Source organism: Peredibacter sp. HCB2-198, assembly GCF_045999315.1.
Lineage (GTDB): Bacteria > Bdellovibrionota > Bacteriovoracia > Bacteriovoracales > Bacteriovoracaceae > Peredibacter.
This window is the reverse complement of sequence record NZ_CP174607.1, coordinates 753,333-776,324: the sequence shown is the minus strand read 5'-3', so window position 1 is coordinate 776,324 and position 22,992 is coordinate 753,333. Positions and strand designations below refer to the sequence as shown.

The following is a 22,992-nucleotide window of genomic DNA, read 5'->3' as shown; positions in this document are numbered from 1 at the left end:
TTTCCTCATGTTGATGATAAGGCATCAAGGCCTAAATTATTCTGGAGTACGCCTTACTATTCGCGAGGAGTTTTAAACCAACCTTTGTAGCGGAAGAACCATATTCCACCAACGCAGATAAGAATCATTGCGGTGATGACCAAATTAAGGGCATGCTTTGATTCAAGGCCCGGAATTTGGGTAAAGTTCATTCCATAGAACGAAGCTAAAAAGTTGAGTGGAAGGAGAATGGTTGAGAAAACTGTTAATACCTTCATTACTTCGTTTGCTCTTTGATCATTCAGAGCAATATGAAGTTCAAAAAGGTGTTCGAAGTTGTCAGAGATTTCATCCAACTGAAAGTAAAGCTGATCAATGTTTTCCTTTAAGTCCTGGAGCATGGATTGGTTTTCATCCCAAAACTCTTTGGAGTGATAAAGGGCATCGTTGGTTTGTTTTAGAATTCTTTTAATCACAAAGAGCTGACGACGAAAGAGATAAATACGGGTGGTATCTAGACCCAGTTTTTTTGAGAGAACATCACTTTCGAAATCATCGTAAAGATTTTGCAGATTATTAATCGGATCTTCGTATGAGCGAATAGTTCCTAATACCACCTGGTGAACCAGACCTTGAATGGTTTTAGGCTGATCTGTTTTCTTGCACTTCTCAATTACTTTTGAGAGGTAAGGAAGCTCCACTCGATGAATAGTTAGAAGACGATGATCCGTAATATAGAGAGCGATCTTGCGGGTCATGTCCTGAACCGTCGTGGCCTCTGCTCCACATTCGCTATCAAAACTTCTCATCATCAAGAAGTGACCCTCTTCCGTGAACTCATACTTAGGAAGATGTTCCGGACGAAGCGTATCCTGCACTAGAAGATAAGGAAGATTAAACTCCGTATTCAAACGTTCAAAATCGTCGGAATGAGGTTCATGGACGTCAAACCAGGTGAAGCTTCTATTTGAGAGGAGATTTTCTGTGATCATGGATTAATTAAATCACCAGACCAGAAAAGAAACAAATCTATTTTATTTTTTGAAGATCTTATTAAATGAATCAGGGAAAGCGATCAAAGTTCCAAGCGCACCTACAAGGCAACCTAGAGCAATGTCCACAAGTCTTACCATGGCATACTGGAAGTCAGAATCCACGGGGCCTGGATGACCAAAATCCAGAAATAAAAGAATAAAGGCCGCGATAAAAGTGTTACCTAGCCAGTAGTTTTTAATTAGGCCCAGAGGAGCAAGAAAAGCAGCAATGGCACAGAAGGTGATGGTCCAGATGGGGCCGTCGGTAAAATGAATAATGACTGAAGCGATTAGTCCACCTAACAGAGTTCCAATAATTCTTTGAAAGCTTCGTTGAAAACTCAAAGTTTTATTCGGCATCATCACAATTAGGATTGTACCTACCATCCAGTGGCCTCTTTCTAATTTAAAGATATGGGCCAGAAAAAGTCCCAGGCAGGAAATAGTGGCGAGAGTAAACGCATAACGAACAGTGTCCTTCTTTTTGATCGCCTCCAAAAGTTCAAGGCGCTTACTTTTTTGAAAGTTAGAGGTGTGCTTCATGATGAGGAAGACCAAAACCAAGCAGACAATGTAGTTAAGCAGCGATACCGACGCATAGATAACAGGTTTTAGAAAGTGTTCTCTAAGACCCGGTGTTTGGGACGCAGTCAGAAGTTGAAAAGTGGAAGTGAGGAGAAGTCGCTCAAGTTCGAGTCCTAGACCCTTAGATTTGCCCAATATGAAGGCCATGACAAAAAGGGTGATCATGACCAAGGGGAGGCTTCCCGAGATCATTAGGCCAAAAGCAAAAGCACAGGCGAGGAAGAAAAAAACCGAGAGCAAATGAAGCACACGGTTTTTTAGAGGACCAAAGTGATCATTCAAAATCATGGTGAACGCAAAGAGTGCCCCGTAAATGGCAGAAGCTTGATCGTGACGAATGTAACCCGCGATTAGAGGAAGAGTAACACTCAGAGCACATAAGATCATTCGGGGCCATGGAGAAGGGGCAGGAGCGAGTTTTAGACTTTCTTGAATGTGGTCTTTGAGTGACATGAGGGGATTATACATGGGCGCCGGTTTAAGCGCATTTCTGTGGGCAAAAAAAAAGGCCCTCTTGCGAGGGCCCTATTTGGTTCTAACTTTTAGAGTTTAGAGATTACCAACGGTTTCCACCTTCGGTGGCCACCTCGTTGGTGCGAAATAAAAAGGGCCGGATTTCTCCGGCCCTTATTTGGTTCTAACTTTTAGAGTTTAGAGATTACCAACGGTTTCCACCACGGTCACCACCGCGATCGCCACCACGGCCACCACCGAAACCACCGCGTCCACCACGGTCTCCACCGCGATCGCCGCCACGGCCGCCGCCGAAACCACCAGTACGTGGCTCCATAGGACGAGCTTCGTTAACAACTAGTGAACGACCACCCATATCTGAACCGTTAAGTTTTTCGATTGCAGCTGCAGCTTCGTCACCTGAAGACATTTCTACGAAGCCGAAACCTTTTGAACGGCCTGTATCTCTGTCCATAACGATTTTAGCAGAATCAACTGTGCCGAACTTTGAGAATAGTTCGTTCAGAGCGTCGCTAGTTGCTGAGAATGGTAAGTTACCAACGTAAATTTTGTTACCCATGTGAAAACCTCCTTAAGGCCCAGGTACGCGCTTTCAGAGGATCATGAGCGACTTTGCTCGAAGAACACTTACAGCGACAAGTAATAAGAATTAATTAGCACTAATTCTTCATCCAAGCATAGCATAATTTTAAAGGGTTATGAAATTTAAAGGTGGTTTTTAGAATGGACGTAAAACCCCTTAAATTCTCAAAATCGAGAAGCGGAGCAAAATGCCATTGAAAACAGAGGGTTGGTCACAAAATAGGAGACCCCTCCCGTTTAAGAAGGGGTCGGACGGATTAAATAAGGAAAAAATTACCAGCGATTTCCGGCAGGACGGGCAGGGCGAGCACCCTCACGTTTCTCCATTGGACGAGCTTCGTTTACAGTCAAAGCACGACCGCCGAGATCCGAACCGTGTAGTTTTTGAATCGCAGAATCTGCCGCAGAAGCATCACTCATCTCTACGAAACCAAAACCTTTTGAACGGCCAGTTTCACGATCAGTGATGATCTTTGAAGAATCAACTGCTCCGAATTGAGCGAACACTTCTGAAAGAGATTCGCTTGTAGTGCTGAAAGGAAGATTACCGACATAAATTTTCTTACCCATTTCAAAACCTCCTAAGGCATGGATAGCGTAAAGAGGATCTGGGTAAAAACACCAAAGATTCTCTGACACGACTGCGGATTACCTAACACTAAACTCTGATTAAAAGACACTAAAAGTATTCTAAAGTTTTATATGCCTAGCTTAATCCAAGGCCCGCCAGATCATTTGAATCAAATGGAAGTTGATAATCAGTGGAGAGCAAATTTCGCTGAAGACCTTCCTTCAGTGAAAGATATTCAATCGCATCGTGAGCACAGAAAATAGTGCAATCATGTGAGTGAGTAGCAGCGAGATGACGAAGTCTTTGCTGATTCATAAGACGCATTGGTCGATTGGCCTCGACCATTTTCTGATAAGCACGAAGTCCTGGAGTACAGTGATAAGTGCTGTCCATTTCTCCTCTGTAGAAGTAAGCATCACCAGCGTGAAGAAGCCAACCTTGATCAGTGTGAATCGCCACTCCAGCATGACCTTCAGTATGGCCAATCAATGGAACCAATAAAATTTCAGGCGGAAGATCTTCAAGATCACGCACGGCCTGAAATCCAAACCAACGTTCTCCTTCAGGATAGTAGGTGTTCCAGTGTTTCATGGTCGTGAGTTGTGATGGTGAATAACGATTTTTACTGAGGAAAGTATTTCGATTTTTGGCGGCCTCTTTTTCTGCATTCATGACGTGAACTTTGGCATTCGGAAAATCATCAATGCCACCAGCATGATCAAAATCCAGGTGAGTGAGAATGATGTGTCTCACGTCCTCTGGTTTAAAGCCGAGGGCCTTAATTTGATAGTGAGCTGTTTCTTCTTCTTTAAGCAGCGGCCGCACCAGTTTATGAAAAAAACTGGTAATTCTTTCTTGCGGTTTATGAACGTCATTTAATCCAAGGCCCGTGTCAATTAAGACCAGACCTTTTTCTGTTTCAATCAGAAGAGTGTGACAAACTAAACGAGCAGGACCTATTCCAGGAGTCATACCATCCATCAAGTGACCGCCATAGGGACAGAAGGAGGCACAGTTTAAATGGTGGATACGCATGATAACTCCTTGATAAGGTTGATTTGATTATGATCGAGGATTCTTTTGCTGTGAATGCGGAGGGAGTCAAATAGCGCATTTGCTTTCTTGAGTTTCATTCATCGTTATGCAAAAATCCTTTCATGTTTCAATCCGCTCCTCTCATCACATGGACCGAGAAAGGTCTCTATTGCGCAGCTGGCGATTTTTATATTGATCCACATCGTGCAGTAGACCTCGCCATCATAACTCATGCCCACAGTGATCACGCTCGTCGTGGTTCTAAAAAATATATTTGTGTCAGAAGTGGTGAAGGACTTCTTAAGTCCAGACTTGGTCAAAAGATTGAAGTTGAAACCTATGAGTATGGAGAAGTTTTTTATTTAAATAATGTAAAAGTCAGTATGCATTCTGCCGGTCACATTTTGGGTTCTGCTCAAGTGCGAGTCGAGCACAAAGGTGAAGTGTGGGTCGCTTCGGGTGATTATAAACGTGATCCAGATCCAAGCTGTGACCCCTTTGAAAATGTTAAATGCGATACCTTCATTACGGAGGCCACTTTCGGCACGCCGAAGTTTGTGTGGCAGAAAAATCTTGAGCATGGCCGCATGATTCATGAATGGTGGAGCAATAATGAAAAGAGGGGACTTAATTCAATTCTTTTTGGATATTCTCTCGGAAAAGCTCAAAGAATTCTGGCGGAACTTCATCCGTTCGCCCATAAACCAGTTTTAATTCATAACTCGATTCACGACCTGAACGAATGTTATCGTCGCGAAAATCGGAAACTGGCGGATACTGTGCTTTTGATGGATAAAATCAAGGAACTTATTTTTGATCAACGCCTGCAAGGCGAACTGATTCTTGCTCCTCCTTCCATTTTGTCGGAGAGCTGGATTCATCATTTAGGTAATTACAGTAAGGCCTTTGCTTCGGGATGGATGCAAGGTGGATGGCGAAACAACTATGATAAAGGTTTTGTCATGTCCGACCACGCTGACTGGAACGATCTGAACCTCACGATCAAAGAAACCGGTGCTAAAAAAGTCTACGTTCAACATCGAGACGGAGCTCTTATTCGCCATCTAAAACTCCAGGGCATCTCTGCCTTTGCTATTGATGAATTAAACATTGAGCATTTTCAGCCTAAAGTGGGCGAGAATCTTGTCTTAATATGAAAGTCATTAAGCTTTCTCTCCAAGACTTTGCCATGCCGTCTCCGTTAAGAGGAAGCATTGAACCTTCTTCAGGTTATAAGACCAGCATGGAGAAAGGACGTGAGCTTCATCAAAAAGTTCAGGCCGAAAGAATTGCAGAAATTCCAGATTACGAATCAGAAGTGAGTATCAATCACTTTTTTGATCGAGATGGTTACCGCTTTGAAGTTTCTGGACGCATGGATGGATTCATTCCAGGTGAAAAACCTCACATTGAAGAAATCAAATCGAGCTTTAATATTTTCGATCTAGGGAAGACCCTGCGGGATAAACGCATGGATCATCCTTATTACCTTCAACTTCTGACTTATGGATATTTTTATTGGGTCCAGAATGATGTGAAACCAGATTTAAGTTTTCACTTGGTGTCTTCTCGTCGAGAGGAGAGTCAAGATGTAAGCGCCTATCTCGATCGCTTTGAGTATGAATCATGGCTTGATCGAAGGTTAGATGAATTGGTGGAGAACGCCATTAAGGCCGAGAAGCGACTCGCTCGAAGAATTAAACTTTCAGAAAATATGCCGTTCCCGTTTCCCACTCCTCGTCAGGGCCAGATGGAACTTATTCAGTTCATTGAAGCGGGAATGGAGAAACAAAAACGTATGATGATCCAGGCCCCGACGGGTCTAGGTAAAACCATGGGAGTTTTGTATCCCTCGCTCAAAGAATCTTTGAAGCGTGGTCAACGAGTGATTTACATCACTCCCAAAAATAGCCAACAGTCTGTGGCCGAAGAAGCGATTGAAAAGCTTCAAGTGAAAGGTTGTAATGCGAAATCTCTAACCATCACGGCAAAAAGTAAGATGTGCATGAAGGCCGAGCCTTTGTGTAATCCAGACTACTGTGAGTTTGCTAAAGACTATTACGATAAACTCAATACTCATGATCTGCGTAATGAACTTCATAAGAAGAAGAAACTTACTTCCCGCGTGTTTAAGAACATGGCGGAAAAATATGAGGTCTGCCCATTTGAACTTCAGATTGAGGCGATCGAAGAAGCAGATACTGTCATTTGTGACTACAATTATATTTTTGGTCATGAAGGAACGATTGGGCGTTTAAGTGCGACTGGTTACTCTCAAGAAGGCAGACCTAATCTCGCCATCGATGAGGCCCACAATCTACCAAGTCGAACTATGGGACAGTTCTCTCCGGTGCTTTCAAGTCACAGTATTGAAAACATGCGTGAAGACATGAAAGATCTTCCTAAGAAGTTTGCTCGCGACGGAGAAGAACTGATTGATCTGTGCCTCATGACGATTAAAGAGGCGAGTCCAGATGCAGTGGAAACAAAAGCATTGAAGCTCGACATTGATCCATTCATCGCTGTGAATGAAGAACTTAAAGCGTTCCTTTCAAAATACCTTGAGTCTGACGTTGAGATTAAGGCTCGAGACGTGGTTTTAAGATTGGTGTTTTACTGGGGAGAGTTTTCGGACACCCTCATGACAGTAGGAACAACTGATTCGGCATTTTTTATTACCGGCCAGAACGATGGAAAGAATCACTCGATTAAGATCACCTGTTGTGATGCTTCGGAACTGATTAAAGATCGTTATAACAATTTTCAAAATGTGGTCGCTTTCTCAGCGACCTTAAAGCCATTTGATTACTATGCGAAGTTAGCAGGTCTTGCTGACGAAAAACTTATTCTGGAAGAGTTTCTTTCTCCGTTTAAGGCCGAGAATAGAAAGGTCCTGATCATCCCTCAAATCTCCACCAAATTTTCAGCGAGACAACAAAACTACCCTAAGGTCGCTGAAACAATTCAACGAGTGACAAGTCTTCGTCCTGGAAATTATCTGGCGTTCTTTCCGAGTTTTGATTTCATGGAGAAGACACTCGCAACTTTCAAAGTACCGGCCGGATTCACGGTCATTAAACAAAACCGATATATGAAAAATAGTGACGTGGAAGAGGTCCTTGAAAAGCTAAAAGCACAAACAGGACCTACGATTCTTTTCGGAGTTCAAGGCGGAGTCTTTTCAGAAGGAATTGATTATGCAGGCGATATGGTGATTGGTGCCTTTGTGATTGGCCCACCACTTCCGAGTTTTGATTTTGAACGTGAACGCATGAAAGACTACTATGAGACCTCCTATCAGGCGGGTTTTGATTATGCCTATACTTTTCCGGCCATGGCAAAGGCGGTCCAAGCAGCGGGGAGAGTGATCAGGACGGAAAGTGACCGTGGAATTATTGTTTTAATGGATGACCGCTTTCTAGAAAAAAGTTATTCACAATCTCTTCCTCAGGACTGGTTTCAGTCGTCGCCGAGGGAACTGGTATCGAGTTCTATTCTTAATGATGTCAGGAGCTTCTGGGCCAAGATTGAAGATACTGAAGTAAACTAGTCTCCTAACGACAAAATCACCCTATCTCGACGGCCATCCTGTTCACTCTTAAAATTTTAAGGATGTACGCGGTTAAAAACCAAACAACTCAGCCCATCCAAGACTTTCCCGTTTTCAACAACTGGAATGAAGTCGCCTATGGTTGGTACTATGCTTTACCTTCAAAAGAATTGCCTATTGGCGGTGTGAGGTCATTGCAGCTGTGCGGACAAGAGTTAGTGATCTTCAGAGGTGAAGACGGAAAGGTCGGAGCTCTCGATGCTTACTGCCCTCACATGGGAACTCATTTAGGAAAAGGCAAAGTCATCGGGAATTCCGTGAGATGTTTTTTTCATCACTGGCAGTTTAATACGGAAGGAACTTGTATTAAGGTTCCCTGCCAGAATGAAATTCCTGCCAAAGCGAAAGTTCCTTTTTATTCAGTTACTGAAAAATACGGCTCGATCTGGGTCTATCCCGATGCCAATCCAAAACATCAGCTGGTGGATTTTCCCGAAATTGAAGATCACAAGAATACTATCATCCATTTTGGTCAAAGCTACGAGAGAACTTGTCACCATCATGTGACAATGATTAACGGGATTGATCCTCAACATTTAAAGACCGTCCACAGCTTAGATATCGAGATGAAGGTGGACATCGCTGAACCCGAAGCAGGGAACCTGATGGACATTACTCTGACCGGAAAAATCGGTGAGGGGAATCTCTTTGAAAAAATTTCGAAGTTCTTTTTGGGCCCAGAATACTCATACTCCATGAGATACGATCACGGAAATAACGGTTTTCTGACTCTCATGAAGGACGTTTATTTCTTTGGAAAGAAGTGGCCCACGCTTCATATGATTTTTGCTTATCGTCCGATTGCGAAGGGGAGAATATTGGTTCAACCGATTTTTGTGACGAAGAAACGGTCAGGACCATTCGGTAGACTCATCGAACGCGCCCTTATTATGATGACCAAGATGGGTTTTAATTCTCTTCAAGGCGAAGACGGAGAAGTGTATGAGAACATGCGCTTTTACCCAGGAACACTCCTCTCAATTGATCGACCGGTGGCCCAGTATATCCAGTACGTAAATAAATTAAAATCTTCACCTTGGAAGCTTCCATGAGAAAACAGCTAATAGCTTCTACGGTACGAGTGAAAAAATTAAAGCGTTCAGACATCGAAAGGATGTATCAACTTTTTTCTGAGTACTATCAGAATCATACTCTCGTGACTTTTGAACATGATCTCTATGAGAAGAACCATGTCATCATTCTTCGTGACAAGCAGGATCGTTCGATTCAGGGCTTTTCGACTCTTTTACGAGTTCCACTTAAGAAGGCCGGTAAGAACGTTCTTGGTGTTTACAGTGGAGACACTGTTACCAACAAAGAATATTGGGGATCGCCAGCTCTTGGTATTGAGTTCTTAAAGTATCTGTGGAAATTAAAAATGAAGCGACCGGGAACCGCGGTCTATTGGTTCTTAATTTCTAAGGGCTACAAAACTTATCTTTTGATGGCCAATAACTTCGCTTATCATTATCCGCGCTATGATCAGGCGATACCACCCGAATATAAAGCTCTTATGAATGAGTTTTATGCAAAAAAATTCGGTGAGCACTATCATCCTGATACTGGCATTATTGCTTATGATGGTCGCTCATGTGCTTTACGAGAGCATGTGGCCGATATTACTCCGGAGCTTTTGAAAGAGCCGCGGATCGCCTTTTTCCAACAACAGAACCCTAAGTGGCAGGACGGACATGAGCTGACTTGCATTGCCAAGATGACAGTCTGGATGCCATTTAAATACGCTTTAAAGAAAGCATTTCAAGTGAGAAAAAAATGAGAAAAGTATTAATTACAGGTGCCACTTCTGGTTTTGGCAAGCTCCTCGTGCATGCGTTTCTTCGTAATGGAGATCATGTCATTGCAACCGGAAGAAATCTCACTTCAAGAAAAGAAATTTTTGAATCAGAAAGAAAACCCAATGCGCGTCTGACGGAGATTTCGATGGACGTGACAAATAAATCCGAAGTTGCCGCCGCTGTGAAAGAAGTTGAAACACAGTTTGGCTCAATTGATATTCTCATCAATAATGCTGGTTATGGGCTTTTTGGTGCTCTTGAGGACCTTCAAGAAGAAGAAATCCGTTACCAAATGGAAGTGAATTTCTTTGGAACTGTGAATGTGACCCAAGCGTTTCTTCCTCTTTTGAGATTGTCTCGTGGGAAGATTTTTAACTTCTCTTCTGTGTTCGGTTTCATGGGATTTCCGCTAACAAGTCTTTACTGTGCCAGTAAGTTTGCGGTGGAAGGTCTGACTGAATCACTTCGTGGGGAACTTGCTCCCCATGGTGTGCAGGTCTGTCTCATCGAGCCGGGTGGATACCGTACCAATTTCGGTCCTAATCTCGCTTGGAGTATGAAGAATCCAGCGAGTGTTTACCGCCAACAATTCGAAAACTATAAGAAGATTCACGCCAAGATCTCGGCCCGTAAGCCTCAGGAACCGACAGAGGTATCTGAAGGTATTTTAAAGCTATCTAAACGCTCGAAACTGCCGATGAGAAAGGTGTTCGGTAAGGACGGTGGCATGAGCTACGTTCTAAGAAGATTTCTTCCGACCGGGCTTTATTACGGCATCATGGATGTGGCTTTTAAAAAACTATTCACTGGGAAGATTGCTTGAAGTTTCCTCATCTCTTTCTTTCAAACTTGCCTAAAGAGCAAAAGGAGTTTTTAAATCTCCTGGAGCTTACGGCAAAGGTCCATGGGGAGACAAAGAATCCTATGGGGAAAGAGAATGTTCCAATTTGGGACGAAGATTTTTTTCATGTAAAAAAATCTGAGACCTGGAAATCGCTTTCAGCTGAGGCCCGTAATTCTATTCTAGTATCTCTTAGTCAAAAGATTCTCCAAGAGGCGTACTTCATTGAGTGCGCTGGCATGGCCTACGCTGGAAAAATGAATCTGGCTGCCAAAAATAAAGAAGAGCGCGAGTTTTATTGTTTTGTGGGCGAGGAAGAGGCAAAGCATTTACGAATGGTGGAGTCTCTTGCGAACTTCAGCACCTCACTTGAAAGCATTCCTTCATTCTCGCTTCTTATTGGTGAAATCATTCAAGAAGCGCAAAGAACTTCTCACTTACTTTTGATTCAAATTCTCCTCGAAGGTTGGGGACTTAATTACTATAAGACCTTGGCAAAAACCGCCAAAGACGAGAACGTTGCCAAAACTTTTAAGAACATTGTGAAAGATGAAATCCGTCACCATTCGGCCGGTGTGATTCTATTTACGAATCATAAGAATGGTATGAGTGATAAGGAAGTCGATGAGTTCATGGGATACTTTGAACGCATCTCTTTTATGGTGAAGGTCGGTCCTTATAGCATTTGTGAAGAGGTCTTCCGTCAGTTTGAAAATCCAAGTGTTGAGCAATTAAAACAATTTCTAATAGAGACCAATGCGGTAGTGGTGACCAGTGGGAAAATGGAACTCTTAGGACAACTGATTGCGAAGAGTTTACCAGATGAAGTTTTAGAAAGGGTCAAGGCCAAGGGGTATCTTACACCGATGTCATTGGAAGAAATGACTAGCGCCCTTTCGCAATCCATTCCCGGAATTTTTGAGCTTGCACCGAATCGTTAATCAGCATTCTTTCTTTGATGTCACCTAACTGCATTCCTAGTGACTGATAAAACTCCAGATACTTTTGACGTAGATTTGGGACTTTGATGATCTTCACTTCACGGAGTTGATTCAACTCGCGGGCAAGATTGTAATGATAATTCTCACGAAGTCCTTTTTCTATCTCATGTGATTCTTCAGTATAGGCCTCATAATAGGGAAGGGCCTCTTCCTGATTAGGAACGAGAAGGAGCGGAAAGGGAAAAAGCTCCCGCAGAATTGAATCAGAGAGTTTTTCTCCTGCGAGATCTGAATGTCCACCAGTTCTGCCTAAGAATTTCAGCACAGGTGTTTGGAAGTAGAAACCAGTGACTTCAACTTCGTCCAAGGTGTTGTAGCGAAGAAAACCATTAGTCGTACTGGTAAGAACAATGTATTTGTGATTTCGTTTGATCTCATGCAGAGGATGAATCTTGCCTTTATCATCCAAGAACTCGAGATAAGTTTCCATGAGTAGTGGAAGATCGCCATGGGCCTCGGTCCAAGGAACAGTAATAGGCGCTTCGGTTAATAGAAGGCCTTTTCCTTGAATTTTTACATGGGGAAATTTCTTCTGAAGTGCTTTGGCAGAAAGTTCAGCTTGAGAGCTGGTCCAACAAGAAATGAGTTTAAGCTCGGGCCAGATTTCCTCCCAGTCAGGATTGGTCACTAACCCATGGGTCTCCATAAAATCCAAGACACTCAAAAAGTAAGTAGGACTCCAGATCGAAATGATTTCCAGGTCCTTTGCTTTGAGAAGATCTTGCGAAATCTTCATTAGAAATTCTTCCGAAGTGCGGGCCTTATGTTCATTAGGATTGGAGGCGAGGAAAGGGTTTAAAAGCAAATTCACCATGGGGGAAAGGTATTGGCGATCATCTTTAACAGTCTCACCAATTTGAGGCGAGACACTCATAAAGAACTTTCCGGATTTAAGACCCAGAGCTGAGTAAAAAACTAAATCATGGGCCCATAAAAGAAACATGTTCTCAAAAGATTTTAAGAGGGTCTTGGTATAAGGAATTTTCTTTTTAATGCCAGTAGAACCCGAAGTCGTCTCGTAAAAAAGCACATCAGGAGTTCTGAGGTTCTCATAATTCTGATAGGTGGTCGGTCTATCGGGAAGTGGTCCGAGTTTCTCTTTCAGACGTGCTTGTGCATGGGCCGGATTTTTACATGCGTCGATAAATTCTTTGCGTTTGATGGTCGCAAGTAGTGCGAGAGAGACTTTGACCAACTGAAAAGGAATGTTCACGGCCATTCGCCACGCCAGTAGATTCTGGACTTCGGTTTAAGCTTAGTGCGAGGAGGGACAATGGCGCCGGGACCAATTTGTGAATCAGCACCAATAAAGGACTTTTCTCCAATCTTGATGGTCTTAATCACCAGCGCTGGTTTTCCGTCGATGTCGGCCACCATATGGGAGCACATGGCCGAGATATGTCCAAAGACCGAGTAGTCACCAATTTCTACCAGCCCGCGATCAACAATTTCTACCCTTGGAGTCCAGAAGACCTCTTTTCCGATTTTACTTCCCCAAGCGCGAAGCCAGGCGGAATACAATCCAGGTACGAAGTGCAGAAGGCTTTCAATCCACGGACAAGCAATGAAGGGATACTGAAACATATGCGAGGCCCACCATGGATTATATTTCTTTTCAGAAAGGATCCAGTAGCCATCGGTAAACGGGAAAAAGAAAAAGTGAACTCGATGAATCAGTAGTGGCATGAGATAGACAATGAAAATGAGAACCAAGGGGTCAAACGTTTCGAAATCGGCAAACATTTTCCCCACCCATCCAAAAACACAGATGAGATAAAAAAGAGGGAACAATGAAACTAATCGTCCGCCTAAGGTCATTTATTCACCTTCCAGGGAGTGAAGAGTTCCTGCCAAACATTTCTATTGGTGATTCTTTCGAGTTCTTTATTCTTTACTTCATTAGGAGAAAACGTTCCGTGGAGTTTGTCCCACCAGCAGAAATTCGCCCCATAGTTTCTGTTTCTTCCTACAAGTGAATGATGAAGAACATGTTGCTCGGGCATGATGAAGGCCCAGCTAAGAGCTGAATGGAGAGCATGAGGCTGTTTCACACCGCTGTGGCGCCAGAGATCAAGGGCGAAGGTCAGACCTAGACCTAGCATAAAGAAGGTGCTGTCCTTCAGAAGATACATACCGATAATTTCAGACCAAATGTAAACAAAGAGAAAAGAAGTGATCATGCTATTTCTGGAAGTGGCAAACACATCCAGGTGTCGAGAGCTATGGTGCATTCGGTGAATAAACCAATAATGACGACGGTGAAAAATGCGATGGTTCCAGTAGTAGAGGTAATCAACCAATACGAAACTAAGTATGAATTGAACAAAGCCACTAAGATCTATTTTTCCAGCGAAGGCAGGAAAGAATTCGTAGAGAAAGGGCACCGTTAGGAAAGGAACCGCCGGGACAATGACACCTTGGATGAAAAGGCCCGCCATGTCCGCGGTCCATTCTTCTTTCGTGCGAGAGAAAGTGGCATTTCTTGTTTCTTCGTTCAGAAGACCGATGATCGTGAGGGCCGAGAAGGTGAAAAAAAGAATAACGAGGTTCATACCCAGAATTCAATCTCCGCTTCTTTTCGAGGGAGCAGTTTGGGATCTCGTCCTTCTTGAATCTCTGCTTGAATAGATTCAATCCAAGTATGAATTAAATCGGCCGGAGAATTTTGAAAATGGGCCCCATACTTTTTGATGGTCTTCATTTGATTATCGAGGATCTCAACGTCCTGGCCGATAATCACTTTTGCCTGCCACCTGACTAAAGGGCGGCTTAACCAAGTCCAGATTCCGTAATTATAAGTTAAGTCAGTATAGACCAACGTTTCTTCTTCATTCACTGGCACTGACTGTGAAGTAATGATGAAGTGGTTCTTTCCACCGAAGTAATAGTTCACGGTCGTGATATTAGGAGCGAAGAACTCATCGGTGTGACCGATCTCATCACCCTTAGGGTTTAAGAACCAAGAGAACCAACCAAAGTTTTTCTTCTCATTTTTATAGGTCACTTTCACGCTGCCATTGGCCCGTTCGATGAGGGCACCGAATTTTTCGTGTTTAGCATCACGAAAAATTTTAGGATGAACAAAGGTCGTGTGGGGAATGTCGACAAAGTTCTCTGCACAGTTGGTAACGTTGTTCTTAAAAACATGCTGTAAGCGAATGGTTGTGTAGCCTGGTTTGTTGTGACAAGGCATAGGGAATGGTTTTACATCCGAATTCTCAGACGAAAGTCGAACGTAGATGTAGCCTTCCTGCTCAAGCACCTCGTAACTTTTAGAACATTTTGTTCCTTGTTTAAACTGAGGACCCATGGAAGGAATATGCACCACTTTCCCGTCTGTGTCGTAGGTCCAGCCGTGGTACGGACACTGAAGTTTTCCTTCGACGACTTTTCCTCGTGAGATTTGAGCGGTTCGATGTAAACACTTGTCTTGAAGAGCAGAGATTTTTCCAGTGTCATTGCGGAAAATAGCGAGCCACTCACCTAGAAGAGAACGAGAAATGACCTGGTTCTTTTCCAGTTCTTGGCTTTCAGCAACGATGTACCAGAAGTCTTCACGTTTCATCAGATATCGGTCTTTTTAACTTTGATATTGGTATTGATATGAATCTGACAGGCGAGACGAACATTGTCTCTTCCCGGTGCCATGGCCCCCAGGAATTCTTTTTCGTCATGAGTACGCTCATGAAGTGGTTTATCTTGATCCACAACTTCGATGGCACAAGTTCCACAGATACCAATTCGACAACCAAAAAGAATAGGAGAATTATGAATTGTCAGTCTCTCAGAAAGGCATTCACCTTCTTTTAAATCCATGGGAGATTTATCTGAATCAACAAACTCAATTCGACAACTCATTAAGCGGCCTTCTTTTTGAAGCTCTCAAAGGCCCTGCGATTGGTCTTAAGATGTTTCTCAAGATTATTGCTCGCCATAAGAGTCAGTTCTTTGTTTTCTTTATTAATGTAGTGGAAATCCTGAAGATAGGCCTTGTAGCTATCAACTGATTCTCGGTGAGTTTTGTAACTTGCGAGCATGCCTTCACTCTCTTCACAGAACGATTTTCGAATCGCTTCTAGGGCGTCCTGATGATTCATGTTGAAAACTTTTGAGCGCATCAGTTTATAAACTGTCTGGTAAAGGGCCGGATCATACCAGAAGATACCATTAATCGCCGTTGAGAAGTTATAGTGGTCCTTCTGACAACCATGAAGGGCCATATTTCCAATGATGCTTTCGATTTTTGATGGTTTAGGAAGAGAGTTAATCACATCATGAGACACCACAGTTGATGTGTTGAAGTGAAACGATTCATCAATGAAGTGATAGTAACTGATCTTCGAAGGAATAGGCGCATTGTCCTTGTCCTGATGTTCTGTATAATAACGAGAAAGCTGGTGCTGAACAATTTTACCGTTCAGAGTTCTAAGACCTCTGACAGTAAAGTACTGACATCCTACGAATGCAGAATTGGCCGAAATCGCCGTAAAGGCCTGGAGCTGCCATTTTCTTATCCATTGTTTGAAGTCACCTAGATCAGAAAAAAGCATGGTCTTCTCAAACGGTGTACGCATTGGGTAAGAGAAAATTCTCTCACCAAAAACTTCCTGTTCGAATTTCTCACTGACAGTTTTAAAAGCGTGAATATGTGCACGCTCTTGTGCTGATTCCAAATCTAAGGTGTCACACACCACGCGAAAATCTTCCATTCCGTAAAGAGCGGCAGCACTGGTTTGGTTAAAGAAGATAGTTGCGATCTCAGCAGAAATAATCTGTGAGTAATAGGCGATCCAGAAAAGTTGGTTAAGTTTTACTTTTTGATCTGGAGTTGCTTGTTCCCAAATCCAGGTTTTATAAAGAAGTGAGAAGCGTTCAGGGTTCCACATCTCATTTTTGCAGGTCTCGTACTCGAAGTCTTTTGAGGCCTGATCCATCATCAGAGTTTGATCAAGTTCCTTACTGCGTTTCAAAGCGATTTCAATTCGCTTCATGGTTTTCTGGTCATCAGCAAGGCAGATATTGTGACGTTGACTCAAATTTCTGTTCATAAGAAATCCCTGTAAATATTGAGTAATTTCAATCTCTTTTCGGTCGTTTCCAGTCAAAAATGAACGGTCTAAGTTATCAGAATCCCGAATAATTAACTGTTAACAGTCTCTTTTTTAGGGACCGATTGAAGAGGAGAATACTTAGAGGCCTCATTTTGGCGCTCATAGTGTTCTACAAAATCAATAATCGCCTTATCGGCCCTGATAGGGGTCTGGTACTTGAATTTGATTCGTGTGAAGATGATGGTGTCGCCTTTCGCAAAATAATCACCAACAAGCTTAGTCGCAAACAAGAGAATTGGATTCACAAGAAGACCCATGAGGCCTTTGCGTTTCTTGGTCACAAGAATCGTTTGTCCTTCGGTCTTCCCGTCCAAGGTCGGACGAAGAGCAAAGATAATGTAGAAGTGTAGGAAGTCAGGGCCCACCATCACGGAACCCGTGTGGCCCCACCAGTATGTCATTTCATAAGTCAGTGCTGATTTATAAAACTTCTTAGCAAAACGGAGGATGGCGTTCTTCTCAGGCATCGGTGTGATATTTGAGAATTGAATGCAGCGGTCTGTTAGGGGAGTGACCTTCATATCCAGGTCCACAATCAGCTGGTGAACTGAACGGAAATGCTGAATGTCGATGGCGTTAATCATCACCACGTTTGGGTGACAGTTCTTCACAAAGTTAGAACCTAGTTTTGAATCAAGGGGAATGCCTACGAGCTCCGGTACCACCGGAACTTGTTCTGTGTCTTCTTTGTGCCCGGTCCAAAGCCAGATAAGGCCATAGGCCTCTCGAACCTTATGGGATTTAAGGCCCGGCATATTTCCAATTTCTTTTTGCGCAGGAATTTCAGAACATTTTCCAAGCTCATCATACTTCCAGAAATGGAAAGGGCAGCGAATGGAATTTCCCTCTACAAATCCGTCACAAAGGTGAGCACCCATGTGAGGGCAATGAGCATCGAAAGCGCGAACTTGATCATCTTCGCCGCGATAGAGAACGAGATCAATCGTTAAGAATTTTGCAGGATAGGCCTTGCCGCGTTTCACTTCATCCGAGCGCATGAGCCAATACCAGCCCTCGGGAACGAAACCATTCACACCAAATTTTTTGATCTTTTCAAAGTAGGCCATACAACAATTTTAGTGTACGAAGGGACGTACTACTACTCCGGCAAATTTGCTTATTTATCGACGAATTCGATCCACTTCTTGAGATGAACATAAAAAAAGGGAGGCACTCTGGCCTCCCTTTGAGCATTTTTTAGTGAACGAACATGTCTGGTAGACCAAATACTGCTGATGTTCCAGGGCTATACTGGATAATACGACGAGCGTCCGCCATATACCCAGGTTTTTGGCCTTCAGCGCTTGGTACATACTGCTTCCAAGTGTTATTGTCCCAAGCAATTGAACGACCACGAGTGTAATTTCTCACGATCAGGTTTTCACCTTTCTTGTTCTTAATTGTTTTTTGAACATCACCGCCTTCAAAGTCTGTGGGCATAAGAACTGCAAGCGAAGCAGGAGGATTGTTATAGAAAGCTGGAACGTTGATTGTCACCGTTTCACCTGAAACTGGGTCTCTCACTTCAGCAATACCTGAAACTACTGCTCTCATGTTCTTAATTCCTTTGTCCAGATTCATTGGACCATCTTCTTGGAAGAGAATTGGATTCAGAGACATGGATGGAGCTGCCTCGCGGCCTTGGAGATAAGAATGAGAACGCTCGAAATACACCACTGAATTCTTAAGAGCGATGTAGGCCTGCTTCATTAATTTACTTCCGTATTGTGAACCATCATAGTTTCTTAGTTCAAGAAACTTCTTTGCGGTAGCACGACGAACAAGGGCATTACGTTCTTGGTCTGTCATTCCCAGATCTTCTTTCTTAGAAGCGAAGATACTTGAATCAATTCCGAAGTGTGAGCCCATTTGACCAGCAAGAGTAATTGCTTGGTCTTGGTTATAAGCACAGTACACAAGAATGTTATGTTGAGCACGAGCAAGAGAAGCAATTGTGAAGTTAATCTCTGCTGGACCGTGACCTACGAAGCGATGAATCTCGTCGTCAAAAGTGCCGGTGCCAAATGCCATCTTATTGTCCCAGATAAATGCTTTGTGATTACCATCTTTTGAAAGGGCCGTAATACGGTTAGAAGCTTCAGTGATCGCCGGTATGACTGTTGTCATGAGAAAGTTCTGAACTTGGGCGATAGAATGAAACTGCTGAGACTTTGTCATTTCAACTGATGGCTCAGTAAAAAACTGGATGCTAGCGTCTGTTTGTTTTGTTGGAAGAAAAGTTTTAAGGCCGGAAATCACTGTACGTACTGCTTGAACTGCCGTCACGTGAGTTGATTTGTTACCAAAGAAACCTTTTCCTTCTTCAAAAAGAGGACGAAGACGCCAAACGATTCCACGAAGTGGAAGTGCCAGTTGCATCTGTGCCAGGAAGTAACGAGTGTCTTCTGAGTAAGTATCATATTTTGTTTGAGACGCCTTTAAGAGGGCCTCCATCTGATCACCTGTTTTTACTTGTAGCCACTCTTCACGAAGCTTTTGAAGATCTTCACTCATGTCACTATTAGAAAAAGAAGATTGGCTGGCAATTTTACGATTCGCCTTGGTCCATTCTTTCTTTTCCTTGATGAACTCGGCATCATCAAAAGAAGCTTCCTTTAAACTAGGTACGTAGTAATTCTTGTAGTCTTCTTTTTTTCCGGCCGCAAAAGCTGAAGCAGAAAGAACAAGCGACAAGCCGATGCTCTTCACAAAGTGATTCATGAGTAACTCCTGAGTGCTTAATTTGAAGTGAACTCCTTAATTTTAGGGGCACCATTCCCTAAACTTAAAGTCCTTTCATTCTCTCTCGAATTTGTATGCTGACCGAGACTGGAAAAAAAGTCGCAGTCGATTTGTCGGTCATGAACTTCCATAAGGTTGAGCTTTCTTCCTAGAGACGTACCTAAGAGGAATTCCGAGCGGAAAGATCAAATGCAGGAGCTTTTTTCCTTAATAAGTGGGCATTGCCCATTTTTGTAAATGCTGCCTGTGCCTGCCCGACAAGCCATTCATTGAATATTCTCAAAAGGATTTTTTATGAAGAAGCTGGCCTTTAGTTTTCTTTTCGTTTCGGGTTTTGCTCTAGCAAACGATCTTCAAGTCTCAGTTAAGAATTTCAATTTCACATATACGGATCCTCATGGTGAAGGATCAGCGGCCTCTTTTTCTCGTCTGGTCGGTGTGCAAGTGAGCGTTGATAAAGTTGATAAGGATTTTCATCTTAGCGTTACAGGCGCTGAAACTGCAGAGTTCACCCTTAAAGATGCTCCGGGTTTTATGACAGAAGCAGAGACCATGGTGGTGAGAGATTTTAATTTGGATTTTTCAAATCGCGCGAGTCTCTCCCTGGTTCAAGGGATTTTTAACTCAAAAGACGACAGCATGAAACTCGATAACTTATCACTGAGCTGTGATCGTCAGTCTGCACATAAGGAAGTGATGGATCAACTTATTTCAGGTTGTATTCAGAAAATGACGTTTAAAACTTCTAAATTTACTTCTCAAGCTGAAGAAGGCGTCATGGAAGCTCTTTCATCAGCGCTTACAAATGAAAAGGCCAATCTTGGTGTGAATTCTGTCACTCTGAATTCGACGAATGGTAAGTTCGATCTGGCCGCAGAAGTGAAGGCGCAAATTTCAGGGAAGGTAAAGGCCAATGGAAATGTGAGCTATGATGCCACTTCGGGTCTATTAACACTTCAAATCTCAGACATTAAATTTGGTCTTTTTAGTGTGAGAGGTAAAGTGTTTGACGAGTTGAAGAAGAAAGAGAGTGATAAGCTTAAAGTAAGAGAACCTTATATTTACTATTCAGTAAAATAGCACTTAGGCCGGGATTTTTCCCGGCCTTTTTATTTTTCCTGGATTTTGATTATTATGTGTTCTTCTCCTGGAAAATCCACTCGTACCTCTTCGTTTTCAAATTGGAACAAGGTCTCTGTACGAGGATGATAGATATACTGCGCATTTTGAAAGTCAGAGGAAGAAATAGTCGCTTTCGCTTCTCCATACTTTCTCGCGATCATGATATTAAAATCAACGAAGGGTCCTTTTAAAAGTTTGCAATCAATCGAATCTTCACCCTTAAACTCAAGAACACGTCCTTTCTGAAGAACTTCTTCCTTATAAGGAAAAATTAAACGGCAACCTTCTCCTTCGAGAATCAGAAGTTTCCGATCTACGTCTGGGAAAAAAGAAAAGGGGCCATCTTTTTCTACCCGTGCGCGTGAAATGCGAAGTAAAAAACCACCATCTCCATCGGGTATACGAAAGAGTTCAGTAGTGATTCCTCCACCATTCTTCCAAGGCATTTCTTTAAAGTCTTTGGCACTAAAACGTTTCATTATTTCCTTTGAGGCGAAGTTACCGCGAAGAGAATTTAGTCTGACATAAATTCCATTAATTAGCGATGGCATCCGTGATGCACAATGAGTATGGAGGATTTATGGACCCAAAACCAACTATAGAGGGTAAGCAGCCTAAATTAAAAATTGCTCATATGAATTTTAGAAAAGGTCTACATGACTATCATGATGGATCCAGTTTGAATCATAATCTAGGTAACGATGATTATCTTGATGGATGCAATCTTCCTGAAGAGGCAGATGAGTTGGTTTTTAACGGCTTTTTTGCCTTAGGAAATCTGATTGAGCAAGAAGATGATGAGGTCAATGAGTGATGAGCTTTTGTGCCCAATCTAAGACCCGTTGAACCCTCGGTACTAACAGCGGTCTCGCTTCTTCATAAGAAAGCCAACGGTATTCATGATGTTCAATTATTCCCGTCACGGGATTTGGCAGGAATTGTATTTCAAAATCTTCTTTTACCAGGGCCACGTAATATCGAGCGACTTTTCCTTTTCCATAGGGCTCAGTCTCAATAAACTTGTTGCCCCATTTAAAATCCACTCGAGATATCCCAGTTTCTTCCTCAAGTTCTCTCACCGCCGCGACCTGGGCATTTTCTTCCGCCTCAACTGTTCCCTTTGGAAAGTCCCAGTAACTAAAAGCACGCAGGATCAGGAACTCCCATTCTGACTTTTTCTTTCTTATAGGTACGATTCCTGCTGATAACTGCGTCTGATTCATCTCATCATCTTAGCGTAATCACTGTTTGTAGCAATGTTTGCAGCGTCAGTGAAAGATTTTGTCATAGTGGAAGTTGTTGCTCAAAAATCAGAGCATGTTAGCCTGAAGATCTGAGAGGTTTTTATGCTTAAATCAATTATTCTTGCTTCTATCATTTCAACTACGGCCTTCGCCGCTACCATCGTTCCTTTCGAACGTGATGTGGCCCGAATTGATCGCTACAACTACATCACTGCTCGTAATGATGTTTCAAAGATCTTCAGGACTGAGTATGGTGCCGATGATAATGAAGTCTTATTTAAGCGTGGTTTTAGTTTCACAAACTTTGGGCCCAATGACATTGTCCCAACTGAGCCCAATGATTCCTTTGAATATCCAACTCGTGACTTCTTTTTTGTAAGTGATGATGGCGCTAAACGTGACACTTATCTTTGGATGACCGATTATGTTGGCTCGGGCAGAACTTCAGATTATTTCGAGACCATGTTGGTGTTCTTGCCTCGTATCGGACAGATGCATGTTGAAGAGCAGGACCAAAACCTTATCGTCACTTTGAACACAGGTGAGGAGATGGTGGTCTTTAAAAAATACAAGACCCTCATTGGTGGAGTCATGACTGAGCAACCGGTGGATCTAAACCCTGATCGTGCCCAAAGAAAATTCGCTCAAATTGATTATACCGGGAAAGGCATTATGCTGAGATCAGATGCGAAGGGCGCAGATCCTCGTCTTGCTAAAACTGTGAGTGTGATTAAGAAGGGGCTTCCAGCTTGTAAAATCCCGGGCCCAACTTTTTGGACCCAGGATGGTCATCCGAAATTTAAATTCGTAAACGACGAAGATGCCTACGCCGTCATTAAAGAAAAATGCGGCGCTCAGTACTTGCCTGAAATCTAGTCGATCTTGTACGAGTCAGTAGCAACGTCGTAAACCATCACGCCTGAAATTTCATCGCCGTTCTTGATACTTGGTTTTCCAGGGTAAGCAAGGACGGCGCTCTCAACATCCTCACCGTACATCGGGCAAACTATGCTTGGAGAGAAGTGTCTTGTGACACGAACTTGGAAAGTGAAGTGTGATTCATAAACTTTGAGTTTAGTGACTTCTCCAATGAATTGGGCCTCTGGATTACAAGCGGCCATGGCCGAGAAAGAGAATGCCACTAACATTGAAGCAAGGAGAGTTTTCATTGTGTACCTCTGTTGGGTTAAGGATTTTATGCAGGCGTTATAGCATAAATTTCTAACTCTTCTGTTAAGCTGAGGTTAAAAATACCTGTTCAAGGA

25 protein-coding genes are annotated in these 22,992 nt (G+C 42.9%); 9 read left to right on the top strand and 16 right to left on the bottom strand.

All coding sequences use genetic code 11. The features are described 5' to 3' along the window. Nucleotides 1–56: 56 nt before the first annotated feature. The 5 genes from ACJVC5_RS03935 to ACJVC5_RS03915 all read right to left on the bottom strand — a co-directional run bounded on the left by ACJVC5_RS03935 (nt 57) and on the right by ACJVC5_RS03915 (nt 4,260). Entirely contained in the window at nt 57–971 is a 915-nt protein-coding gene (locus tag ACJVC5_RS03935; protein WP_408098085.1) for a CorA family divalent cation transporter, read from the bottom strand. A gap of 42 nt (nt 972–1,013) precedes the next feature. Continuing rightward, nucleotides 1,014–2,051 (bottom strand): FUSC family protein, encoded by a 1,038-nt coding sequence (locus ACJVC5_RS03930; protein WP_408098084.1) that lies wholly within the window; start codon nt 2,049–2,051, stop codon nt 1,014–1,016. A 205-nt stretch (nt 2,052–2,256) separates the two neighbouring features. Continuing rightward, complete coding sequence (locus ACJVC5_RS03925; protein WP_321395162.1) at nt 2,257–2,631, bottom strand: RNA recognition motif domain-containing protein; 375 nt, start codon at nt 2,629–2,631, stop codon at nt 2,257–2,259. 296 nt (nt 2,632–2,927) lie between these two features. Continuing rightward, on the bottom strand, nt 2,928–3,224 hold the full coding sequence (locus ACJVC5_RS03920; protein ID WP_408098083.1) for an RNA recognition motif domain-containing protein: 297 nt from the start codon (nt 3,222–3,224) through the stop codon (nt 2,928–2,930). A gap of 136 nt (nt 3,225–3,360) precedes the next feature. Further along, on the bottom strand, nt 3,361–4,260 hold the full coding sequence (locus ACJVC5_RS03915; protein ID WP_408098082.1) for an MBL fold metallo-hydrolase: 900 nt from the start codon (nt 4,258–4,260) through the stop codon (nt 3,361–3,363). 122 nt (nt 4,261–4,382) lie between these two features. On the opposite strand from ACJVC5_RS03915, the gene ACJVC5_RS03910 reads away from it, so the two are divergent. The 6 genes from ACJVC5_RS03910 to ACJVC5_RS03885 all read left to right on the top strand — a co-directional run bounded on the left by ACJVC5_RS03910 (nt 4,383) and on the right by ACJVC5_RS03885 (nt 11,448). Continuing rightward, the gene (locus tag ACJVC5_RS03910; RefSeq protein ID WP_408098081.1) at nt 4,383–5,417 is read left to right on the top strand and encodes a ligase-associated DNA damage response exonuclease; all 1,035 of its coding nucleotides are present in this window, start codon (nt 4,383–4,385) and stop codon (nt 5,415–5,417) included. After that, nucleotides 5,414–7,810, top strand: coding sequence for an ATP-dependent DNA helicase (locus ACJVC5_RS03905; RefSeq protein ID WP_408098080.1), 2,397 nt, complete (start codon nt 5,414–5,416; stop codon nt 7,808–7,810). Before ACJVC5_RS03910 ends, ACJVC5_RS03905 begins: the two co-directional genes overlap by 4 nt. A 62-nt stretch (nt 7,811–7,872) precedes the next feature. After that, the gene (locus tag ACJVC5_RS03900) at nt 7,873–8,922 is read left to right on the top strand and encodes a Rieske 2Fe-2S domain-containing protein (RefSeq protein ID WP_408098079.1); all 1,050 of its coding nucleotides are present in this window, start codon (nt 7,873–7,875) and stop codon (nt 8,920–8,922) included. Further along, nucleotides 8,919–9,647, top strand: a complete 729-nt coding sequence (locus ACJVC5_RS03895) for a hypothetical protein (RefSeq protein WP_408098078.1) — start codon at nt 8,919–8,921, stop codon at nt 9,645–9,647. Before ACJVC5_RS03900 ends, ACJVC5_RS03895 begins: the two co-directional genes overlap by 4 nt. Next, on the top strand, nt 9,644–10,489 hold the full coding sequence (locus tag ACJVC5_RS03890; RefSeq protein WP_408098077.1) for an SDR family oxidoreductase: 846 nt from the start codon (nt 9,644–9,646) through the stop codon (nt 10,487–10,489). Before ACJVC5_RS03895 ends, ACJVC5_RS03890 begins: the two co-directional genes overlap by 4 nt. Then, nucleotides 10,486–11,448, top strand: a complete 963-nt coding sequence (locus tag ACJVC5_RS03885) for a ferritin-like domain-containing protein (protein WP_408098076.1) — start codon at nt 10,486–10,488, stop codon at nt 11,446–11,448. The genes ACJVC5_RS03890 and ACJVC5_RS03885 overlap by 4 nt, the downstream gene beginning before the upstream one ends. Here ACJVC5_RS03885 and ACJVC5_RS03880 read toward each other — a convergent pair. The 8 genes from ACJVC5_RS03880 to ACJVC5_RS03845 form a co-directional block, all read right to left on the bottom strand. Then, the gene (locus tag ACJVC5_RS03880; protein ID WP_408098075.1) at nt 11,393–12,727 is read right to left on the bottom strand and encodes a GH3 family domain-containing protein; all 1,335 of its coding nucleotides are present in this window, start codon (nt 12,725–12,727) and stop codon (nt 11,393–11,395) included. The two genes, ACJVC5_RS03885 and ACJVC5_RS03880, sit on opposite strands and share 56 nt — an antisense overlap. After that, the gene (locus ACJVC5_RS03875) at nt 12,718–13,251 is read right to left on the bottom strand and encodes an acyltransferase (RefSeq protein ID WP_408098074.1); all 534 of its coding nucleotides are present in this window, start codon (nt 13,249–13,251) and stop codon (nt 12,718–12,720) included. The genes ACJVC5_RS03880 and ACJVC5_RS03875 overlap by 10 nt, the downstream gene beginning before the upstream one ends. Before the next feature lie 71 nt (nt 13,252–13,322). Beyond that, the gene (locus ACJVC5_RS03870) at nt 13,323–14,060 is read right to left on the bottom strand and encodes a sterol desaturase family protein (RefSeq protein WP_408098073.1); all 738 of its coding nucleotides are present in this window, start codon (nt 14,058–14,060) and stop codon (nt 13,323–13,325) included. Next, entirely contained in the window at nt 14,057–15,073 is a 1,017-nt protein-coding gene (locus ACJVC5_RS03865; protein WP_408098072.1) for a Rieske 2Fe-2S domain-containing protein, read from the bottom strand. The genes ACJVC5_RS03870 and ACJVC5_RS03865 overlap by 4 nt, the downstream gene beginning before the upstream one ends. After that, nucleotides 15,073–15,366 (bottom strand): 2Fe-2S iron-sulfur cluster-binding protein, encoded by a 294-nt coding sequence (locus tag ACJVC5_RS03860; protein WP_408098071.1) that lies wholly within the window; start codon nt 15,364–15,366, stop codon nt 15,073–15,075. The genes ACJVC5_RS03865 and ACJVC5_RS03860 overlap by 1 nt, the downstream gene beginning before the upstream one ends. Then, the gene (locus ACJVC5_RS03855; RefSeq protein WP_408098070.1) at nt 15,366–16,556 is read right to left on the bottom strand and encodes a P-aminobenzoate N-oxygenase AurF; all 1,191 of its coding nucleotides are present in this window, start codon (nt 16,554–16,556) and stop codon (nt 15,366–15,368) included. The genes ACJVC5_RS03860 and ACJVC5_RS03855 overlap by 1 nt, the downstream gene beginning before the upstream one ends. Before the next feature lie 92 nt (nt 16,557–16,648). Then, nucleotides 16,649–17,686: a Rieske 2Fe-2S domain-containing protein gene (locus ACJVC5_RS03850; protein WP_408098069.1), complete on the bottom strand. Its 1,038-nt coding sequence runs from the start codon at nt 17,684–17,686 to the stop codon at nt 16,649–16,651. 130 nt (nt 17,687–17,816) lie between these two features. Then, on the bottom strand, nt 17,817–19,340 hold the full coding sequence (locus ACJVC5_RS03845) for a hypothetical protein (protein WP_408098068.1): 1,524 nt from the start codon (nt 19,338–19,340) through the stop codon (nt 17,817–17,819). 315 nt (nt 19,341–19,655) lie between these two features. Here ACJVC5_RS03845 and ACJVC5_RS03840 point away from each other — a divergent pair, with 315 nt between their 5' ends. Then, nucleotides 19,656–20,441, top strand: coding sequence for a hypothetical protein (locus tag ACJVC5_RS03840; RefSeq protein WP_408098067.1), 786 nt, complete (start codon nt 19,656–19,658; stop codon nt 20,439–20,441). A gap of 29 nt (nt 20,442–20,470) precedes the next feature. Here the strand turns inward: ACJVC5_RS03840 and ACJVC5_RS03835 are convergent, their stop codons facing one another. Beyond that, the gene (locus ACJVC5_RS03835) at nt 20,471–20,962 is read right to left on the bottom strand and encodes a HutD/Ves family protein (protein WP_408098066.1); all 492 of its coding nucleotides are present in this window, start codon (nt 20,960–20,962) and stop codon (nt 20,471–20,473) included. 101 nt (nt 20,963–21,063) lie between these two features. Between ACJVC5_RS03835 and ACJVC5_RS03830 the strand changes: the two genes are divergently transcribed. After that, nucleotides 21,064–21,297, top strand: coding sequence for a hypothetical protein (locus ACJVC5_RS03830; RefSeq protein ID WP_408098065.1), 234 nt, complete (start codon nt 21,064–21,066; stop codon nt 21,295–21,297). Here ACJVC5_RS03830 and ACJVC5_RS03825 read toward each other — a convergent pair. Further along, nucleotides 21,287–21,706, bottom strand: coding sequence for a bis(5'-nucleosyl)-tetraphosphatase (locus tag ACJVC5_RS03825; protein WP_408098064.1), 420 nt, complete (start codon nt 21,704–21,706; stop codon nt 21,287–21,289). The genes ACJVC5_RS03830 and ACJVC5_RS03825 overlap by 11 nt on opposite strands. A gap of 123 nt (nt 21,707–21,829) precedes the next feature. Between ACJVC5_RS03825 and ACJVC5_RS03820 the strand changes: the two genes are divergently transcribed. Next, nucleotides 21,830–22,603, top strand: a complete 774-nt coding sequence (locus tag ACJVC5_RS03820; RefSeq protein ID WP_408098063.1) for a hypothetical protein — start codon at nt 21,830–21,832, stop codon at nt 22,601–22,603. Here the strand turns inward: ACJVC5_RS03820 and ACJVC5_RS03815 are convergent. Next, entirely contained in the window at nt 22,600–22,896 is a 297-nt protein-coding gene (locus ACJVC5_RS03815; RefSeq protein ID WP_408098062.1) for a hypothetical protein, read from the bottom strand. The genes ACJVC5_RS03820 and ACJVC5_RS03815 overlap by 4 nt on opposite strands. Between the last annotated feature and the right edge of the window lie 96 nt (nt 22,897–22,992).

What these genes read in the sequence shown, in the direction of transcription:
- ACJVC5_RS03860 (WP_408098071.1), bottom strand. Translation starts at nt 15,366, where the DNA reads ATGAGTTGTCGAATTGAGTTTGTTGATTCAGATAAATCTCCCATGGAT.
- ACJVC5_RS03845 (WP_408098068.1), bottom strand. Translation starts at nt 19,340, where the DNA reads ATGAATCACTTTGTGAAGAGCATCGGCTTGTCGCTTGTTCTTTCTGCT.
- ACJVC5_RS03925 (WP_321395162.1), bottom strand. Translation starts at nt 2,631, where the DNA reads ATGGGTAACAAAATTTACGTTGGTAACTTACCATTCTCAGCAACTAGC.
- ACJVC5_RS03850 (WP_408098069.1), bottom strand. Translation starts at nt 17,686, where the DNA reads ATGGCCTACTTTGAAAAGATCAAAAAATTTGGTGTGAATGGTTTCGTT.
- ACJVC5_RS03905 (WP_408098080.1), top strand. Translation starts at nt 5,414, where the DNA reads ATGAAAGTCATTAAGCTTTCTCTCCAAGACTTTGCCATGCCGTCTCCG.
- ACJVC5_RS03870 (WP_408098073.1), bottom strand. Translation starts at nt 14,060, where the DNA reads ATGAACCTCGTTATTCTTTTTTTCACCTTCTCGGCCCTCACGATCATC.
- ACJVC5_RS03830 (WP_408098065.1), top strand. Translation starts at nt 21,064, where the DNA reads ATGGACCCAAAACCAACTATAGAGGGTAAGCAGCCTAAATTAAAAATT.
- ACJVC5_RS03880 (WP_408098075.1), bottom strand. Translation starts at nt 12,727, where the DNA reads ATGGCCGTGAACATTCCTTTTCAGTTGGTCAAAGTCTCTCTCGCACTA.
- ACJVC5_RS03915 (WP_408098082.1), bottom strand. Translation starts at nt 4,260, where the DNA reads ATGCGTATCCACCATTTAAACTGTGCCTCCTTCTGTCCCTATGGCGGT.
- ACJVC5_RS03935 (WP_408098085.1), bottom strand. Translation starts at nt 971, where the DNA reads ATGATCACAGAAAATCTCCTCTCAAATAGAAGCTTCACCTGGTTTGAC.
- ACJVC5_RS03840 (WP_408098067.1), top strand. Translation starts at nt 19,656, where the DNA reads ATGAAGAAGCTGGCCTTTAGTTTTCTTTTCGTTTCGGGTTTTGCTCTA.
- ACJVC5_RS03910 (WP_408098081.1), top strand. Translation starts at nt 4,383, where the DNA reads ATGTTTCAATCCGCTCCTCTCATCACATGGACCGAGAAAGGTCTCTAT.
- ACJVC5_RS03920 (WP_408098083.1), bottom strand. Translation starts at nt 3,224, where the DNA reads ATGGGTAAGAAAATTTATGTCGGTAATCTTCCTTTCAGCACTACAAGC.
- ACJVC5_RS03865 (WP_408098072.1), bottom strand. Translation starts at nt 15,073, where the DNA reads ATGAAACGTGAAGACTTCTGGTACATCGTTGCTGAAAGCCAAGAACTG.
- ACJVC5_RS03815 (WP_408098062.1), bottom strand. Translation starts at nt 22,896, where the DNA reads ATGAAAACTCTCCTTGCTTCAATGTTAGTGGCATTCTCTTTCTCGGCC.
- ACJVC5_RS03890 (WP_408098077.1), top strand. Translation starts at nt 9,644, where the DNA reads ATGAGAAAAGTATTAATTACAGGTGCCACTTCTGGTTTTGGCAAGCTC.
- ACJVC5_RS03820 (WP_408098063.1), top strand. Translation starts at nt 21,830, where the DNA reads ATGCTTAAATCAATTATTCTTGCTTCTATCATTTCAACTACGGCCTTC.
- ACJVC5_RS03855 (WP_408098070.1), bottom strand. Translation starts at nt 16,556, where the DNA reads ATGAACAGAAATTTGAGTCAACGTCACAATATCTGCCTTGCTGATGAC.
- ACJVC5_RS03825 (WP_408098064.1), bottom strand. Translation starts at nt 21,706, where the DNA reads ATGAATCAGACGCAGTTATCAGCAGGAATCGTACCTATAAGAAAGAAA.
- ACJVC5_RS03900 (WP_408098079.1), top strand. Translation starts at nt 7,873, where the DNA reads ATGTACGCGGTTAAAAACCAAACAACTCAGCCCATCCAAGACTTTCCC.
- ACJVC5_RS03895 (WP_408098078.1), top strand. Translation starts at nt 8,919, where the DNA reads ATGAGAAAACAGCTAATAGCTTCTACGGTACGAGTGAAAAAATTAAAG.
- ACJVC5_RS03835 (WP_408098066.1), bottom strand. Translation starts at nt 20,962, where the DNA reads ATGAAACGTTTTAGTGCCAAAGACTTTAAAGAAATGCCTTGGAAGAAT.
- ACJVC5_RS03875 (WP_408098074.1), bottom strand. Translation starts at nt 13,251, where the DNA reads ATGTTTGCCGATTTCGAAACGTTTGACCCCTTGGTTCTCATTTTCATT.
- ACJVC5_RS03930 (WP_408098084.1), bottom strand. Translation starts at nt 2,051, where the DNA reads ATGTCACTCAAAGACCACATTCAAGAAAGTCTAAAACTCGCTCCTGCC.